This is a genomic window from Shinella zoogloeoides (assembly GCF_022682305.1).
Classification (GTDB): Bacteria; Pseudomonadota; Alphaproteobacteria; order Rhizobiales; family Rhizobiaceae; genus Shinella; species Shinella zoogloeoides_B.
Window position 1 is genome coordinate 1,394,732 of the sequence record NZ_CP093528.1, and the last position, 17,290, is coordinate 1,412,021.

A 17,290-nucleotide genomic window follows, 5' to 3' on the forward strand; every position below is an offset into this window, starting at 1 on the left:
TGCAAATTTGAAGGAGCGACGATGGCTCAGACCCTTTCGTTTAACGGTCGTAGGCGCGTACGCAAGTTTTTTGGTAAAATCCCCGAAGTCGCTGAAATGCCGAACCTCATCGAGGTTCAGAAAGCGTCTTATGATCAATTCCTGATGGTTGAAGAGCCCGCCGGCGGTCGTCCGGATGAGGGCCTTCAGGCCGTTTTCAAGTCGGTTTTCCCGATCACAGACTTCTCCGGCGCTTCCATGCTCGAATTCGTTTCCTACGAGTTCGAACAGCCGAAGTTCGACGTCGAGGAATGCCGCCAGCGTGACCTGACCTACGCAGCGCCGCTCAAGGTGACGCTGCGCCTCATCGTGTTCGATATCGACGAGGATACGGGCGCGAAGTCCATCAAGGACATCAAGGAACAGAACGTCTACATGGGCGACATGCCGCTCATGACCGACAACGGCACGTTCATCGTCAACGGCACCGAGCGCGTCATCGTTTCCCAGATGCACCGTTCGCCGGGCGTGTTCTTCGACCACGACAAGGGCAAGAGCCATTCTTCCGGCAAGCTGCTCTTCGCCGCCCGCGTCATCCCGTATCGCGGTTCCTGGCTCGACATCGAGTTCGACGCCAAGGACATCGTGCATGCGCGCATCGACCGCCGCCGCAAGATCCCCGTCACCTCGCTGCTCATGGCTCTCGGCATGGACGGCGAAGACATCCTGTCGACCTTCTACACGAAGTCGCTCTACCAGCGCGACGGCGAAGGCTGGCGCGTACCGTTCAATCCCGACGCGCTGAAGGGCCAGAAGGCCGTCGCGGACATGATCGACGCCGACACGGGTGAAGTGGTCGTCGAGATCGGAAAGAAGCTGACCCCGCGTCTGCTGCGCTCGCTCTCCGAAAAGGGCCTGAAGGCCCTCAAGGCGACCGACGAAGACCTCTACGGCAACTACCTCGCCGAAGACGTCGTCAACTACGGCACCGGTGAGATCTACCTGGAAGCCGGCGACGAAATCGACGAGAAGACCCTGCCGGTCATCCTGTCGGCCGGTTTCGACGAGATCCCGGTTCTCGACATCGACCACATCAATGTCGGCGCCTACATCCGCAACACGCTTTCGGCAGACAAGAACGAGAACCGCCAGGACGCTCTGTTCGACATCTACCGCGTCATGCGTCCGGGTGAACCGCCGACCATGGATTCGGCCGAAGCCATGTTCAACACGCTGTTCTTCGATGCGGAGCGTTACGACCTCTCCGCCGTCGGCCGCGTGAAGATGAACATGCGCCTCGACCTCGACGTCGCCGACACGGTCCGCACGCTGCGCAAGGACGATATCCTTGCCGTCGTGAAGATGCTTGTCGAACTGCGCGACGGCAAGGGCGAGATCGACGACATCGACAACCTCGGCAACCGCCGCGTCCGTTCGGTCGGCGAACTGATGGAGAACCAGTACCGTCTCGGCCTGCTCCGCATGGAGCGCGCGATCAAGGAACGCATGTCCTCGATCGAGATCGACACGGTTATGCCGCAGGACCTGATCAACGCGAAGCCGGCGGCCGCCGCCGTTCGTGAATTCTTCGGTTCCTCGCAGCTCTCGCAGTTCATGGACCAGGTGAACCCGCTTTCGGAAATCACCCACAAGCGCCGTCTTTCGGCCCTTGGCCCGGGTGGTCTGACCCGTGAGCGCGCAGGCTTTGAAGTCCGCGACGTTCATCCGACCCACTATGGCCGTATCTGCCCGATCGAAACGCCGGAAGGCCCGAACATCGGTCTGATCAACTCGCTCGCAACCTTCGCCCGCGTCAACAAGTACGGCTTCATCGAAAGCCCGTACCGCAAGATCGTCGACGGCAAGGTCACGACGGACGTGGTCTACCTCTCCGCCATGGAAGAGGCCAAGTACCACGTCGCCCAGGCCAACTCGCCGCTGGAAGCCGACAACTCCTTCGCTGAAGAGTTCGTCGTCTGCCGTCACGCCGGCGAAGTCATGCTCGCTCCGCGCGACCAGATCAACCTCATGGACGTTTCGCCGAAGCAGCTCGTTTCGGTCGCGGCGGCGCTCATCCCGTTCCTTGAGAACGACGACGCCAACCGCGCGCTCATGGGGTCGAACATGCAGCGTCAGGCCGTGCCGCTTCTGCGTGCGGAAGCGCCGTTCGTCGGCACCGGCATGGAGCCGGTCGTCGCTCGTGACTCGGGTGCGGCCATCGCGGCCCGCCGCGGCGGCGTCGTCGACCAGGTCGACGCGACGCGTATCGTTATCCGCGCCACCGAAGACCTCGATCCGTCGAAGTCGGGCGTCGATATCTACCGTCTGCAGAAGTTCCAGCGTTCCAACCAGAACACCTGCGTCAACCAGCGCCCGCTGGTCACTGTCGGCGACGTTCTGAACAAGGGCGACATCATCGCGGACGGTCCGTCGACCGACCTCGGCGACCTCGCGCTCGGCCGCAACGCGCTCGTCGCGTTCATGCCGTGGAACGGCTACAACTACGAAGACTCGATCCTGATGTCCGAACGCATCGTCTCCGACGACGTGTTCACCTCGATCCACATCGAGGAATTCGAAGTCATGGCCCGCGACACCAAGCTGGGTCCGGAAGAAATCACGCGCGACATTCCGAACGTCTCGGAAGAAGCGCTGAAGAATCTCGACGAGGCCGGTATCGTTTACATCGGTGCAGAGGTTCAGCCGGGCGACATCCTGGTCGGCAAGATCACCCCGAAGGGCGAAAGCCCGATGACGCCGGAAGAAAAGCTCCTGCGCGCCATCTTCGGTGAAAAGGCTTCCGACGTTCGCGACACCTCCATGCGCATGCCCCCGGGCACCTTCGGCACGGTCGTCGAAGTTCGCGTCTTCAACCGCCACGGCGTGGAGAAGGACGAACGCGCGATGGCGATCGAGCGTGAAGAGATCGAGCGTCTGGCGAAGGACCGTGACGACGAGCAGGCGATCCTCGACCGTAACGTCTACGGCCGTCTGATCGACATGCTGCGTGGCCACGTCGCCGTTGCCGGCCCGAAGTCCTTCAAGAAGGGCACCGAGCTTTCGAACGCCGTCGTTTCCGAATATCCCCGCTCGCAGTGGTGGATGTTCGCCGTCGAGGACGAGAAGGTTCAGGGCGAGATCGAAGCCCTCCGCGGCCAGTACGACGAGTCCAAGTCGCGCCTTGAACAGCGCTTCATGGACAAGGTCGAAAAGGTCCAGCGCGGCGACGAAATGCCCCCGGGCGTCATGAAGATGGTCAAGGTCTTCGTCGCTGTGAAGCGCAAGATCCAGCCGGGCGACAAGATGGCCGGCCGTCACGGCAACAAGGGTGTCGTCTCGCGCATCCTGCCGATCGAGGACATGCCGTTCCTCGAAGACGGCACGCATGTCGACATCTGCTTGAACCCGCTGGGCGTGCCTTCGCGCATGAACGTCGGCCAAATCCTCGAAACCCACCTTGCCTGGGCTTGCGCCGGCATGGGCAAGAAGATCGGCGACCTGCTCGACGAGTACCGCAAGACCATGGACATCTCGGACCTGAAGCGCGAGCTGACGGAAGTCTACGAGAGCGAAGCCAAGGACGAAGTCGCTCACTTCGACGACGACGCCCTAGTCAAGCTTGCCGAGCAGTCCCGCAAGGGCGTCTCCATCGCAACGCCGGTCTTCGACGGTGCGCATGAGCCCGACGTCGCCAGCATGCTGGAGCGCGCAGGTCTTGCCTCTTCCGGTCAGTCGGTTCTTTACGACGGCCGTACGGGTGAAGCCTTCGACCGCCAGGTCACCGTCGGCTACATGTACATGATCAAGCTGAACCACCTCGTGGACGACAAGATCCACGCCCGTTCGATCGGCCCGTACTCGCTCGTTACCCAGCAGCCGCTGGGCGGCAAGGCGCAGTTCGGCGGCCAGCGCTTCGGGGAAATGGAGGTCTGGGCGCTCGAAGCCTACGGCGCCGCCTACACGCTGCAGGAAATGCTGACCGTGAAGTCGGACGACGTCGCGGGCCGCACCAAGGTGTACGAGGCGATCGTGCGTGGCGACGACACGTTCGAGGCGGGCATTCCGGAGAGCTTCAACGTTCTCGTCAAGGAAATGCGCTCGCTCGGTCTGTCGGTCGAACTCGAGAACTCGAAGGTCGATCCGAACGCGGAAGCCGGCCAGCTTCCCGACGCGGCGGAATAAGCCTGATCTGGTGCGCGCCTTCCGGCGCGCACCGTTTCCGCCTCCGCCCGGTCGGGCAGGGGCGGCTCATCCGTTTCAAGCAGCCTTGCGGCACCCGGGTATCGCCGCAATTGGCTGCTAAGCAGAGGGCCACTGGCCCACGAAGGAGATAGGCATGAACCAAGAGGTCATGAACCTTTTCAACCCGCAGGTGCCTGCGCAGACGTTCGACTCCATCCGTATTTCGATCGCGTCTCCGGAAAAGATCCTGTCCTGGTCGTATGGCGAGATCAAGAAGCCGGAAACGATCAACTACCGTACGTTCAAGCCGGAACGCGACGGCCTGTTCTGCGCGCGCATCTTTGGTCCGATCAAGGACTACGAGTGCCTGTGCGGCAAGTACAAGCGCATGAAGTACAAGGGCATCATCTGCGAAAAGTGCGGCGTCGAAGTCACGCTGTCGCGCGTTCGCCGTGAGCGCATGGGCCATATCGAGCTCGCCGCTCCCGTTGCCCATATCTGGTTCCTGAAGTCGCTGCCGTCGCGCATCGCCACGCTCCTCGACATGACGCTGAAGGATGTCGAGCGCGTTCTCTATTTCGAGAACTACATCGTGACGGAGCCGGGCCTGACCGCGCTCAAGGAAAACCAGCTTCTTTCCGAAGAAGAATACATGATCGCCGTCGATGAATATGGTGAAGACCAGTTCACGGCGATGATCGGCGCCGAGGCCATCTACGAGATGCTCGCCTCGATGAACCTCGAGAAGATCGCTGGCGATCTGCGTTCGGACCTTGCCGACACCACGTCGGAGCTGAAGCAGAAGAAGCTGATGAAGCGCCTGAAGATCGTCGAGAACTTCATGGAATCCGGCAACCGTCCGGAATGGATGATCATGAAGGTCGTTCCGGTGATCCCGCCGGACCTGCGTCCGCTCGTTCCGCTCGACGGCGGCCGTTTCGCGACGTCGGACCTCAACGATCTCTATCGCCGCGTCATCAACCGCAACAACCGTCTGAAGCGCCTCATCGAGCTGCGCGCGCCGGGCATCATCATCCGTAACGAGAAGCGCATGCTTCAGGAATCGGTTGACGCCCTGTTCGACAACGGCCGCCGTGGCCGCGTCATCACCGGCGCCAACAAGCGTCCGCTGAAGTCGCTGTCCGACATGCTCAAGGGCAAGCAGGGCCGCTTCCGCCAGAACCTGCTCGGCAAGCGCGTCGACTATTCCGGCCGTTCGGTCATCGTGACGGGTCCGGAACTCAAGCTGCACCAGTGCGGCCTGCCGAAGAAGATGGCGCTCGAACTGTTCAAGCCGTTCATCTACGCCCGCCTCGACGCCAAGGGTTTCTCCTCGACCGTCAAGCAGGCCAAGAAGCTCGTCGAAAAGGAAAAGCCGGAAGTCTGGGATATCCTCGACGAGGTTATCCGCGAGCATCCGGTTCTCCTGAACCGCGCACCGACGCTGCACCGCCTGGGCATCCAGGCCTTCGAACCGATCCTGGTCGAAGGCAAGGCCATCCAGCTGCACCCGCTCGTCTGCACGGCCTTCAACGCCGACTTCGACGGCGACCAGATGGCTGTTCACGTCCCGCTCTCGCTGGAAGCCCAGCTTGAAGCGCGCGTGCTCATGATGTCGACGAACAACATCCTGCATCCGGCGAACGGCGCACCGATCATCGTTCCCTCGCAGGACATGGTTCTCGGCCTCTACTATCTGGCGATCCAGAACCAGAACGAGCCGGGCGAAGGCATGGCCTTCTCCGACATGGGCGAACTGCACCATGCTCTGGAAAACAAGGTCGTCACACTGCACGCGAAGATCCGTGGTCGCTTCAAGTCGGTCGATGCCGACGGCAAGCCCTACACGAAGATCTACGAGACGACGCCTGGCCGCATGATCATCGGCGAACTGCTGCCGAAGAACGGCAACATTCCGTTCGACATCTGCAACCAGGAAATGACCAAGAAGAACATCTCCAAGATGATCGATACGGTCTACCGTCATTGCGGCCAGAAGGACACGGTCATCTTCTGCGACCGCATCATGCAGCTCGGCTTCGCCCATGCCTGCCGCGCCGGCATTTCGTTCGGCAAGGACGACATGATCATCCCGGAAACCAAGGTGAAGATCGTCGGCGATACCGAATCCCTGGTCAAGGAATACGAGCAGCAGTACAACGACGGCCTGATCACTCAGGGCGAGAAGTACAACAAGGTCGTCGACGCCTGGGGCAAGGCCACCGAAAAGGTTGCGGAAGACATGATGGCCCGCATTAAGGCCGTCGAGTTCGACCCGGAAACCGGTCGCCAGAAGCCGATGAACGCGATCTACATGATGTCCCACTCGGGCGCCCGCGGTTCTCCGAACCAGATGCGCCAGCTGGGCGGCATGCGCGGCCTCATGGCTAAGCCGTCGGGCGAGATCATCGAAACGCCGATCATCTCGAACTTCAAGGAAGGCCTGACCGTGAACGAGTACTTCAACTCGACGCACGGCGCCCGTAAGGGTCTGGCAGACACCGCCTTGAAGACCGCGAACTCCGGTTACCTGACCCGTCGTCTCGTCGACGTCGCGCAGGATTGCATCGTCACGCATGTCGACTGCGGCACCGACAAGGGCCTCACGATGACGGCGATCGTCGACGCCGGCCAGGTCGTGGCTTCCATCGGCACCCGCGTTCTCGGCCGTACGGCCCTGGACGATATCGATCATCCGGTCACCGGCGCTCGCATCGTCGATGCTGGCAAGATGATCCTCGAGGCCGATGTCGTCGAGATCGAAAAGGCCGGCATCCAGTCGATCCGCATCCGCTCGGCGCTGACCTGCGAAATCCAGACCGGCGTCTGCGGCGTCTGCTACGGTCGCGACCTTGCACGCGGCACGCCCGTCAACATGGGCGAAGCCGTCGGCGTCATCGCGGCTCAGTCGATCGGTGAACCGGGCACCCAGCTCACCATGCGTACCTTCCACCTTGGCGGCACGGCGACCGTGGTCGACCAGTCGTTCCTGGAAGCATCGTATGAAGGCACGGTGCAGATGAAGAACCGCAACATGCTGCGCAACTCCGAAGGCGCACTCGTCGCGATGGGCCGCAACATGGCGATCACCATCCTCGACGAGCGCGGCGTGGAACGTTCCTCGCAGCGCGTCGCCTACGGTTCGAAGATCTTCGTCGACGACGGCGACAAGGTGAAGCGCGGCCAGCGTCTCGCCGAGTGGGACCCCTACACCCGTCCGATGATGACGGAAGTCGAGGGTACCGTTCACTTCGAAGACGTCGTCGACGGTATCTCGGTTCTGGAATCGACGGACGAATCCACCGGCATCACCAAGCGTTCGGTCATCGACTGGCGCTCGACGCCGCGCGGTACGGACCTGAAGCCGGCCATCGTCATCAAGGACAAGAATGGCGCTGTCGCCAAGCTGTCCCGCGGTGGTGAAGCCCGCTTCATGCTCTCGGTCGACGCGATCCTCTCGGTCGAACCGGGGCAGAAGGTCTCCCAGGGTGACGTTCTTGCCCGCTCGCCGCTGGAAAGCGCCAAGACCAAGGACATCACCGGTGGTCTGCCGCGCGTTGCCGAACTGTTCGAAGCCCGTCGTCCGAAGGACCACGCCATCATCGCTGAGATCGATGGCACGATCCGCTTCGGCCGCGACTACAAGAACAAGCGTCGCGTGCTGATCGAACCGGCGGAAGACGGTGTCGAGCCGGTCGAGTACCTGATCCCGAAGGGCAAGCCCTTCCACCTTCAGGACGGCGACTACATCGAAAAGGGTGACTACATCCTCGACGGCAACCCGGCCCCGCACGACATCCTGGCGATCAAGGGCGTGGAAGCACTCGCTTCCTACCTCGTGAACGAAATCCAGGAAGTCTACCGACTGCAGGGCGTTGTGATCAACGACAAGCACATCGAGGTGATCGTTCGCCAGATGCTGCAGAAGGTCGAGATCACGGATGCTGGCGACTCGACGTACATCGTCGGCGACAACATCGACCGCATCGAGCTGGAAGACGTCAACAACGCCCTGATCGAGGAAGGCAAGAAGCCGGCTTACGGCGATCCGGTCCTTCTCGGTATCACCAAGGCGTCGCTGCAGACTCCGTCGTTCATCTCGGCCGCTTCGTTCCAGGAGACCACCAAGGTCCTCACGGAAGCTGCGATCGCCGGCAAGACCGACGGCCTGCAGGGCCTCAAGGAAAACGTCATCGTCGGCCGCCTCATCCCGGCCGGTACGGGCGGCACCATGACCCAGATCCGCCGCATCGCGACGGCTCGCGACGAGATGATCCTCGACGAGCGCCGCAAGTCGACGGGCGCTGGCGTCGCCACCCCGATGCTGGCGGACCTCGCCGGCGGCGAAGGTGCCGCAGCCGAGTAAGGCTGACGCTACGACAATGCAGAACGCCGGGCCTAGCGCCCGGCGTTTTCATTCGGCGGGGAGAGCGGTTTGCCGATCCCAAACGAAAACAAAAAAGCCGCCCGGCGACCGGGCGGCTTTTTGCATTTCGGGAGTAAAGGCTCAGGCGAAGCGGATGATCGCGACTTCCCCTTCGAGCGCGCCCCGGTAGGCGGAGGCATGCGGCTCGTCTTCCGGCTCGCCGGTCAGGGTGCCGATCTGGTCGAGGTCGGCTTCGAGGAAACCTTCTTCGGAAAGCGCGTTCAGGGCCTCCCGCACGGCGCTGTCGTCGTCCGGCGCGCGCAGCATCACGTGGATGTCGATGCCCTCGTCGCCCTCGCGCTCATAGGCCTTGCCGATGATGATGAAGACCATCGGCTCGTCGAGCGTGTTGTTGTCGTTGTCGGCGCTGGACGTCATGGCGGGTTCCTTTCGGGATCGGGTTGTGCTCGTTCTATAAAGGGTAGGGCGGCCGGACCCAAACGCAAAATCTCCAGCCCTTCAAAAAGGTGAAAGAGAATCGGTGGATGTGCCGTGGCGGCTCCGACTCTTTCCGGTTGATTCCGCCTTCATGCTTTCTTAATGTTCTCCGGCAGTCGCCTCGGCCCTTGTTGCCAGCGCCGAAACGCGGCAGGGCAGGGGCTGAAAGCCCGGCTTTTCAGGCGGGTCAGCCATTCCGGCCCGGGATTCTTTGGCCTCGCCCCTTGACCTTTTGCCCTTGAGACAGTAGACCGCACGCCATCAGAGCCTATGTGGGGCTGGCTGGTTCGGAATGACTCGTTCTGAAGTTCGCCTCAAACAGGGCTCGACGCACGTTGAGAACATGAATGCTGCACGCATGACGCGGTTATAGCGCGTCCTCTGCCTAACGAGGTCATCCACCAAGGTGGATCGGCCTTTTATTGCGCATGAACACGCGTGTGGCCACGAGCATTTTGCAGGCAAGCGGCATGCTTGGCGTCGCATAAATGCGGCAACCGAGTATGCCGGGGCGGTCCGCCGCTCCAAAACCGCCCGCAAGGGTAACAGACACGATTAAGGGATGGTTCTATGCCTACCGTAAACCAGTTGATCCGCAAGCCGCGCCAGGCGTCGGTTAAGCGCAACAAGGTTCCTGCCCTGCAGGAAAACCCGCAGAAGCGCGGCGTTTGCACCCGCGTCTACACGACGACCCCGAAGAAGCCGAACTCGGCTCTGCGTAAGGTCGCCAAGATCCGCCTGACCAATGGCTTCGAAGTCATCGGCTATATCCCGGGCGAAGGCCACAACCTGCAGGAACACTCCGTCGTCATGATCCGTGGCGGCCGCGTAAAGGACTTGCCGGGCGTGCGTTACCACATCATCCGCGGCGTTCTCGACACCCAGGGCGTCAAGAACCGCAAGCAGCGCCGCTCCAAGTACGGCGCGAAGCGTCCGAAGTAATACAGTAACCGGCGCCATTTCGCTGGTCAGAACCTTTTGAAGAAAGACGAAAAGTATGTCCCGTCGCCATAGAGCAGAAAAGCGCGAGATCAACCCGGACCCGAAGTTCGGCGATCTCGTCGTCACCAAGTTCATGAACGCCATCATGCTGGACGGCAAGAAGTCCGTCGCCGAAACGATCGTTTACGGCGCCTTCGATGTCGTTCAGGGCAAGGCCAAGCAGGATCCGCTCGGCGTGTTCCACTCGGCTCTCGACAACGTCGCTCCGCACGTCGAAGTGCGCTCGCGCCGCGTCGGTGGTGCGACGTACCAGGTTCCGGTCGACGTTCGTCCGGAGCGTCGTCAGGCTCTGGCCATCCGCTGGCTGATCGCCGCTGCCCGCAAGCGTAACGAAACGACCATGGTCGAGCGCCTCTCCGGCGAACTCATGGACGCAGCGAACAACCGCGGCAGCGCTGTCAAGAAGCGCGAAGACACGCACAAGATGGCTGACGCCAACCGTGCATTCTCGCACTACCGCTGGTAACCGATACTAACGTCTCGAAAGGAGTCCCCGATGGCTCGCGAATACAAAATCGAAGACTACCGTAATTTCGGTATCATGGCGCATATCGACGCCGGCAAGACGACGACGACCGAACGCATCCTCTACTACACCGGCAAGAACCACAAGATCGGCGAGACCCACGACGGCGCCTCGACGATGGACTGGATGGAGCAGGAGCAGGAACGCGGCATCACGATCACGTCTGCCGCCACCACGACCTTCTGGAAGGGCCGTGACGGCAAGGCTCGCCGCTTCAACATCATCGACACCCCCGGCCACGTCGACTTCACCATCGAAGTCGAGCGCTCGCTGCGCGTTCTCGACGGTGCGATCGCCCTTCTCGACTCCAACGCAGGCGTCGAGCCGCAGACGGAAACCGTCTGGCGTCAGGCCGAGAAGTACAACGTTCCGCGCATGATCTTCTGCAACAAGATGGACAAGACCGGCGCTGACTTCTACCGCTGCCTTGACATGATCAAGTCGCGCCTCGGTGCGATCCCAGTCGCCATGCAGCTGCCGATCGGCGCCGAGACCGAGTTCAAGGGCGTCATCGACCTGATCGAGATGAACGCTCTCGTCTGGCGCGACGAATCGCTCGGCGCCCAGTGGGACGTCGTCGAGATCCCGGAAGACCTGAAGGAAAAGGCCGAGGAGTACCGCGAGAAGCTCATCGAGACCGTCGTCGAAGTCGACGAGGCCGCGATGGAAGCCTATCTCGAAGGCAACTACCCGGACAACGACAAGATCCGTGAACTCGTCCGTCGCGGCACGATCGACGTGAAGTTCCACCCGGTCTATTGCGGCACCGCGTTCAAGAACAAGGGCGTCCAGCCGCTTCTCGACGCCGTCGTCGACTTCCTGCCGTCGCCGGTCGACATCCCGGCCATCAAGGGCATCGACGTGAAGACGGAAGGCGAGATCGAGCGTCACGCCGACGACGCCGAGCCGCTTTCCATGCTCGCCTTCAAGATCATGAACGACCCCTTCGTCGGTTCGCTCACCTTCGCCCGCATCTATTCCGGCAAGCTCGAAAAGGGCACGTCGGTCATGAACACGGTCAAGGAAAAGCGCGAGCGCGTCGGCCGCATGCTCCAGATGCATTCCAACTCGCGTGAAGACATCGAAGAAGCCTTCGCAGGCGACATCGTTGCTCTCGCCGGCCTCAAGGACACGACGACGGGCGACACGCTCTGCGATCCGCTGAAGCCGGTCATCCTCGAGCGCATGGAATTCCCCGAGCCGGTCATCCAGATCGCCATCGAGCCGAAGACCAAGAACGACCAGGAAAAGATGGGCCTCGCCCTGAACCGCCTGGCCGCCGAAGACCCGTCCTTCCGCGTCAAGACCGACGAAGAATCCGGCCAGACGATCATCGCTGGCATGGGCGAACTTCACCTCGACATCATCGTCGACCGCATGCGTCGCGAGTTCAAGGTCGAAGCCAACGTCGGCGCTCCGCAGGTTGCTTACCGTGAGACGATCACGCGCAAGACCGAGAAGGATTACACGCACAAGAAGCAGACCGGTGGTACCGGCCAGTTCGCCCGCGTGAAGCTCGTCTTCGAACCGAACCCGGATGGCGAAGATTTCGTCTTCGAATCCAAGATCGTCGGCGGTGCTGTTCCGAAGGAATACATCCCGGGCGTTCAGAAGGGTATCGAAAGCGTTCTGTCCTCGGGTCCGCTTGCAGGCTTCCCGATGCTCGGCGTCAAGGCGACGCTCATCGACGGCGCCTTCCACGACGTCGACTCCTCGGTCCTCGCCTTCGAAATCGCATCGCGCGCCTGCTTCCGTGAAGCATCCCGCGAAGCCGGCGCCCAGCTTCTGGAGCCGATGATGAAGGTCGAAGTCGTGACGCCGGAAGACTATGTCGGCGACGTCATCGGCGACCTGAACTCCCGTCGTGGCCAGATCCAGGGCCAGGAATCGCGCGGCGTCGCCGTCGTGATCTCCGCCAATGTGCCGCTGGCGAACATGTTCAAGTACGTCGACAACCTGCGCTCCATGTCGCAGGGCCGCGCCCAGTACTCGATGGTCTTCGACCATTACGCGCCGGTTCCGTCGAACGTCGCACAGGAAATCCAGGCTAAGTACTCCGGTCAGAAGTGACCGGGGTGCACCCCTCAAGAATTTGAACGAATTTCCCTCAAGGGATCAGGAACGGAGAGCCGGAAATGGCAAAAGGTAAGTTTGAGCGCAACAAGCCTCACGTAAACATCGGCACGATCGGCCACGTTGACCATGGCAAGACGTCGACGACCGCCGCGATCACGAAGTACTTCGGCGAGTTCAAGGCGTACGACCAGATCGACGCTGCCCCGGAAGAAAAGGCCCGTGGCATCACCATCTCGACGGCACACGTCGAGTATGAGACGGCCAACCGTCACTATGCGCACGTCGACTGCCCCGGCCACGCCGACTACGTCAAGAACATGATCACCGGCGCAGCCCAGATGGATGGCGCGATCCTCGTCGTTTCGGCTGCCGACGGCCCGATGCCGCAGACCCGCGAGCACATCCTGCTCGCCCGCCAGGTCGGCGTTCCGGCTATCGTCGTGTTCCTCAACAAGGTCGACCAGGTTGACGACGCCGAGCTTCTCGAACTCGTCGAGCTGGAAGTCCGCGAACTTCTGTCGTCCTACGAATTCCCGGGCGACGACATTCCGATCGTCAAGGGTTCGGCTCTTGCCGCTCTGGAAGACTCGAACAAGGAAATCGGCGAAGACGCGATCCGCGCCCTGATGGCCGCTGTCGACGACTACATCCCGACGCCGGAGCGTCCGATCGACCTTCCGTTCCTGATGCCGATCGAAGACGTGTTCTCGATCTCGGGCCGTGGTACGGTTGTGACCGGCCGCGTCGAGCGCGGTATCGTCAAGGTTGGTGAGGAAATCGAAATCGTCGGCATCCGTCCGACGACGAAGACGACCTGCACGGGCGTTGAAATGTTCCGCAAGCTGCTCGACCAGGGCCAGGCCGGCGACAACATCGGTGCGCTGCTGCGCGGTGTTAACCGTGACGGCGTCGAGCGTGGCCAGATCCTGTGCAAGCCGGGTTCGGTCAAGCCGCACAAGAAGTTCAAGGCTGAAGCCTACATCCTGACGAAGGAAGAAGGCGGCCGTCATACGCCGTTCTTCACGAACTACCGTCCGCAGTTCTACTTCCGCACGACGGACGTAACGGGCATCGTTACGCTTCCGGAAGGCACGGAAATGGTCATGCCGGGCGACAACGTCACGGTTGACGTCGAGCTGATCGTTCCGATCGCGATGGAAGAAAAGCTGCGCTTCGCTATCCGCGAAGGCGGCCGTACCGTCGGCGCAGGCATCGTAGCCTCCATCGTCGAGTAAGTCTTAAGGCTTCAGGCCGCTGAAATAGGAAGGGCAGGATCGCATCCTGCCCCTCCGGTCTTTGATAATTTAGCGGACTGGCCTTTCGGCATTGTGTTTTCGTGCGCCTTCCTTTATGGGAAGCGCCAGAATCAAAAAAGCGCATTCCCCAAGAGAATCGCGCCGATAACGAACTAAGGAAAAGTCGTATGAACGGCCAGAATATCCGCATCCGCCTCAAGGCGTTTGACCACCGGATCCTTGATGCCTCCACGCGTGAAATCGTGTCGACGGCAAAGCGCACCGGCGCAAGCGTCCGCGGTCCCGTTCCTCTCCCGACCCGTATTGAAAAGTTCACGGTCAACCGTTCGCCCCACGTTGACAAGAAGAGCCGTGAACAGTTCGAGATGCGCACCCACAAGCGCCTGCTCGACATCGTAGATCCGACGCCGCAGACGGTCGATGCTCTCATGAAGCTCGACCTTGCGGCCGGTGTGGACGTAGAGATCAAGCTCTAAGTCCTGGCGCAAGCCGAATAACAAGGAAGGTACGTGGCGAAAGCCGACGTCTTCTAAAAACGGGAAACCCGAAGGCCTTCGAGCCCGAGTGGAATCCTTAAACCAAGAGGCATGACGGGGCGTCACGATCCCGCCAGGACTTCTAAGAGGATTGAACCATGCGTTCAGGTGTGATTGCACAGAAAGTAGGGATGACTCGCGTCTATAATGACGCAGGTGAGCACATCCCCGTAACAGTATTGCGACTGGACAACGTCCAGGTCGTTGCCCAGCGTACGCAGGACAAGAACGGTTACACGGCCGTCCAGCTCGGCGCCGGCTCTTCCAAGGTGAAGAACACGGCAAAGGCGCTCCGCGGCCAGTTCGCCGCTGCAAGCGTCGAGCCGAAGGCCAAGCTCGTCGAATTCCGCGTTTCGGAAGACAACCTCATCGAAATCGGCGCGGAACTGACCGCCAGCCATTTCGTCGCCGGCCAGCTGGTCGACGTTACCGGCACCACGATCGGTAAGGGCTTCGCCGGCGCCATGAAGCGCCACAACTTCGGCGGTCTTCGTGCAACGCACGGCGTTTCCGTTTCGCACCGTTCGCACGGTTCGACGGGTAACAACCAGGACCCGGGCAAGGTCTGGAAGGGCAAGCGCATGGCTGGTCATATGGGCCAGACGCGCGTCACCACCCAGAACCTCGAAGTCGTCTCCACCGACGAAGAGCGCGGTCTCATCCTCGTCAAGGGCGCAGTCCCGGGCTCCAAGGGCGCCTGGATCGTCGTTCGTGACGCCGTCAAGTCCGGCACCCCGGCAGACGCTCCGCGTCCGGCCGCCGTGCGCGCCGCAGCCAAGTAAGGGAGCCTGATCATGGATCTCAAAGTCACGACCCTCGAAGGGAAGGACGCCGGCAAGGTCTCCCTCTCCGACGCGATCTTCGGCCTCGAGCCGCGCGAAGACATCATTGCCCGCGTCATCCGCTGGCAGCTCGCCAAGAAGCAGCAGGGCACGCACCAGTCGCTGACCCGCGGCGAAGTCGCTCGCACCGGCTCCAAGATGTACAAGCAGAAGGGTACGGGCCGCGCTCGTCACCATTCGGCTCGCGCTCCGCAGTTCCGCGGCGGTGCCAAGGCTCACGGCCCGGTATCCCGCAGCCACGCTCACGATCTGCCCAAGCAGGTTCGCGCGCTCGGCCTGCGTCACGCTCTCTCGGCCAAGATCAAGGCTGACGACGTCATCATCATCGACGATCTCGTCGCTGCAGAAGCAAAGACGAAGGCTCTGGCCGGCGCATTCGCTTCGCTCGGCCTCACCAATGCCCTCTTCATCGGCGGCGCGGAACTTGACGGCAACTTCAAGCTCGCAGCACGCAACATCCCGAACGTGGATGTCCTGCCGATCCAGGGTATCAATGTTTACGACATCCTGCGCCGCGGCAAGCTCGTGCTCTCCAAGGCTGCTGTAGAAGCCCTCGAGGAGCGGTTCAAATGACGGATCTTCGCCACTACGATGTGATCGTATCTCCTTCGATCACCGAAAAGTCGACGCTGGTATCCGAAAACAACCAGATCGTCTTCAACGTTGCCAAGCGCGCTTCCAAGCCTGAGATCAAGGCTGCGGTCGAAGCACTCTTCGGCGTCAAGGTCACGGCTGTGAACACGCTCGTCCGCAAGGGCAAGGTAAAGCGTTTCCGCGGCTTCGCCGGCCGGCAGGGAGATGTCAAGAAGGCTATCGTCACGCTCGCTGACGGTCAGTCCATCGACGTCTCCACCGGGCTCTAATCGGGCACTCGGCTAAAGAGGAAACAAGAAAATGGCATTGAAACACTTCAATCCGACCACTCCGAGCCAGCGCCAGCTGGTCATCGTCGACCGGTCGGGCCTTTACAAGGGCAAGCCCGTAAAGGCTCTGACCGAAGGCCTCTCCAAGAGCGGCGGTCGTAACAACCTCGGTCGCATCACCGCCCGCTTCATCGGCGGCGGTCACAAGCGCACCTACCGTCTCATCGACTTCAAGCGTCGCAAGTTCGACGTCGAGGGCACGGTCGAGCGCCTGGAATACGACCCGAACCGCACGGCGTTCATCGCTCTGGTGAACTACGCTGACGGCGAACAGGCCTACATCCTGGCCCCGCAGCGCCTGGCAGCCGGCGACAAGGTCATCGCCTCCAACAAGGCCGTTGACGTCAAGCCCGGCAACACCATGCCGCTGCAGTACATCCCGGTTGGTTCGATCGTTCACAACGTCGAAATGAAGCCGGGCAAGGGCGGCCAGATCGCCCGCTCCGCCGGCACCTTCGTCCAGCTCGTCGGCCGCGACCAGGGCATGGCGATCCTTCGCCTGAACTCGGGCGAACAGCGCCTGGTTCACTCGTCGTGCCTCGCAACGATCGGCGCCGTATCCAATCCGGACCACGGCAACATCAACGACGGCAAGGCCGGTCGCACCCGCTGGCGCGGCAAGACCCCGCATAACCGCGGCGTCGTCATGAACCCGGTCGACCACCCGCACGGCGGTGGTGAAGGCCGCACCTCCGGTGGTCGCCATCCGGTGTCCCCGTGGGGCAAGCCCACCAAGGGCAAGCGCACCCGTTCGAACAAGTCCACGGACAAGTTCATCATGCGCTCGCGCCACTTGAAGAAGAAGTAAGAGAGGTAGTCAGGAATGGCTCGTTCAGTATGGAAAGGCCCGTTTGTTGACGGCTATCTTCTCAAGAAGGCTGAGAAGGTTCGTGAAGGCGGTCGTAGCGAAGTGATCAAGATCTGGAGCCGTCGCTCCACGATCCTGCCGCAGTTCGTAGGTCTCACCTTCGGCGTCTACAACGGCAGCAAGCACATCCCGGTGGCCGTCAACGAAGACATGGTCGGCCACAAGTTTGGTGAATTCGCTCCGACGCGGACCTACTACGGTCACGGCGCGGACAAGAAGGCGAAGAGGAAGTAACG

Annotated in this window: 13 protein-coding genes; 12 read left to right on the plus strand and 1 reads right to left on the minus strand. The window is 61.5% G+C overall.

Annotated features, from left to right (window positions below; translation table 11 throughout):
• Positions 1–21: 21 nt before the first annotated feature.
• Both rpoB and rpoC read left to right on the plus strand, forming a co-directional pair.
• On the plus strand, positions 22–4,161 hold the full coding sequence (gene rpoB / locus MOE34_RS07150; protein WP_242222484.1) for a DNA-directed RNA polymerase subunit beta: 4,140 nt from the start codon (positions 22–24) through the stop codon (positions 4,159–4,161).
• A 154-nt stretch (positions 4,162–4,315) separates the two neighbouring features.
• On the plus strand, positions 4,316–8,527 hold the full coding sequence (gene rpoC, locus MOE34_RS07155; protein WP_242222486.1) for a DNA-directed RNA polymerase subunit beta': 4,212 nt from the start codon (positions 4,316–4,318) through the stop codon (positions 8,525–8,527).
• A gap of 141 nt (positions 8,528–8,668) precedes the next feature.
• Here the strand turns inward: rpoC and MOE34_RS07160 are convergent, their stop codons facing one another.
• On the minus strand, positions 8,669–8,965 hold the full coding sequence (locus MOE34_RS07160; protein ID WP_160784686.1) for a transcriptional regulator: 297 nt from the start codon (positions 8,963–8,965) through the stop codon (positions 8,669–8,671).
• Positions 8,966–9,595: 630 nt separating this feature from the next.
• Between MOE34_RS07160 and rpsL the strand changes: the two genes are divergently transcribed.
• From rpsL to rpsS, 10 genes are all read left to right on the plus strand, one after another.
• Positions 9,596–9,967 (plus strand): 30S ribosomal protein S12, encoded by a 372-nt coding sequence (gene rpsL, locus MOE34_RS07165; RefSeq protein WP_022719193.1) that lies wholly within the window; start codon positions 9,596–9,598, stop codon positions 9,965–9,967.
• 55 nt (positions 9,968–10,022) lie between these two features.
• Entirely contained in the window at positions 10,023–10,493 is a 471-nt protein-coding gene (gene rpsG / locus MOE34_RS07170; protein ID WP_160784685.1) for a 30S ribosomal protein S7, read from the plus strand.
• A 30-nt stretch (positions 10,494–10,523) separates the two neighbouring features.
• Positions 10,524–12,623 carry an elongation factor G gene (gene fusA, locus MOE34_RS07175; protein ID WP_242222488.1) on the plus strand — a complete coding sequence of 700 codons (2,100 nt, stop codon included), beginning with the start codon at positions 10,524–10,526 and terminating at the stop codon, positions 12,621–12,623.
• 65 nt (positions 12,624–12,688) lie between these two features.
• Positions 12,689–13,864 carry an elongation factor Tu gene (gene tuf, locus MOE34_RS07180; protein ID WP_160784683.1) on the plus strand — a complete coding sequence of 392 codons (1,176 nt, stop codon included), beginning with the start codon at positions 12,689–12,691 and terminating at the stop codon, positions 13,862–13,864.
• Positions 13,865–14,052: 188 nt separating this feature from the next.
• Complete coding sequence (rpsJ, locus tag MOE34_RS07185) at positions 14,053–14,361, plus strand: 30S ribosomal protein S10 (RefSeq protein ID WP_003507767.1); 309 nt, start codon at positions 14,053–14,055, stop codon at positions 14,359–14,361.
• Between the two features lie 158 nt (positions 14,362–14,519).
• Positions 14,520–15,203, plus strand: a complete 684-nt coding sequence (gene rplC / locus MOE34_RS07190; protein WP_119258431.1) for a 50S ribosomal protein L3 — start codon at positions 14,520–14,522, stop codon at positions 15,201–15,203.
• A 12-nt stretch (positions 15,204–15,215) separates the two neighbouring features.
• Complete coding sequence (gene rplD, locus MOE34_RS07195; protein WP_160784681.1) at positions 15,216–15,836, plus strand: 50S ribosomal protein L4; 621 nt, start codon at positions 15,216–15,218, stop codon at positions 15,834–15,836.
• Positions 15,833–16,126, plus strand: a complete 294-nt coding sequence (locus MOE34_RS07200) for a 50S ribosomal protein L23 (protein WP_117372286.1) — start codon at positions 15,833–15,835, stop codon at positions 16,124–16,126. Before rplD ends, MOE34_RS07200 begins: the two co-directional genes overlap by 4 nt.
• 31 nt (positions 16,127–16,157) lie before the next feature.
• Positions 16,158–16,994: a 50S ribosomal protein L2 gene (gene rplB, locus MOE34_RS07205; protein ID WP_242222490.1), complete on the plus strand. Its 837-nt coding sequence runs from the start codon at positions 16,158–16,160 to the stop codon at positions 16,992–16,994.
• Positions 16,995–17,009: 15 nt separating this feature from the next.
• Positions 17,010–17,288, plus strand: a complete 279-nt coding sequence (rpsS, locus tag MOE34_RS07210) for a 30S ribosomal protein S19 (RefSeq protein WP_023517272.1) — start codon at positions 17,010–17,012, stop codon at positions 17,286–17,288.
• Positions 17,289–17,290 lie beyond the last annotated feature (2 nt).

What these genes read in the sequence shown, in the direction of transcription:
- rpoB (WP_242222484.1), top strand. Translation starts at nt 22, where the DNA reads ATGGCTCAGACCCTTTCGTTTAACGGTCGTAGGCGCGTACGCAAGTTT.
- rpoC (WP_242222486.1), top strand. Translation starts at nt 4,316, where the DNA reads ATGAACCAAGAGGTCATGAACCTTTTCAACCCGCAGGTGCCTGCGCAG.
- MOE34_RS07160 (WP_160784686.1), bottom strand. Translation starts at nt 8,965, where the DNA reads ATGACGTCCAGCGCCGACAACGACAACAACACGCTCGACGAGCCGATG.
- rpsL (WP_022719193.1), top strand. Translation starts at nt 9,596, where the DNA reads ATGCCTACCGTAAACCAGTTGATCCGCAAGCCGCGCCAGGCGTCGGTT.
- rpsG (WP_160784685.1), top strand. Translation starts at nt 10,023, where the DNA reads ATGTCCCGTCGCCATAGAGCAGAAAAGCGCGAGATCAACCCGGACCCG.
- fusA (WP_242222488.1), top strand. Translation starts at nt 10,524, where the DNA reads ATGGCTCGCGAATACAAAATCGAAGACTACCGTAATTTCGGTATCATG.
- tuf (WP_160784683.1), top strand. Translation starts at nt 12,689, where the DNA reads ATGGCAAAAGGTAAGTTTGAGCGCAACAAGCCTCACGTAAACATCGGC.
- rpsJ (WP_003507767.1), top strand. Translation starts at nt 14,053, where the DNA reads ATGAACGGCCAGAATATCCGCATCCGCCTCAAGGCGTTTGACCACCGG.
- rplC (WP_119258431.1), top strand. Translation starts at nt 14,520, where the DNA reads ATGCGTTCAGGTGTGATTGCACAGAAAGTAGGGATGACTCGCGTCTAT.
- rplD (WP_160784681.1), top strand. Translation starts at nt 15,216, where the DNA reads ATGGATCTCAAAGTCACGACCCTCGAAGGGAAGGACGCCGGCAAGGTC.
- MOE34_RS07200 (WP_117372286.1), top strand. Translation starts at nt 15,833, where the DNA reads ATGACGGATCTTCGCCACTACGATGTGATCGTATCTCCTTCGATCACC.
- rplB (WP_242222490.1), top strand. Translation starts at nt 16,158, where the DNA reads ATGGCATTGAAACACTTCAATCCGACCACTCCGAGCCAGCGCCAGCTG.
- rpsS (WP_023517272.1), top strand. Translation starts at nt 17,010, where the DNA reads ATGGCTCGTTCAGTATGGAAAGGCCCGTTTGTTGACGGCTATCTTCTC.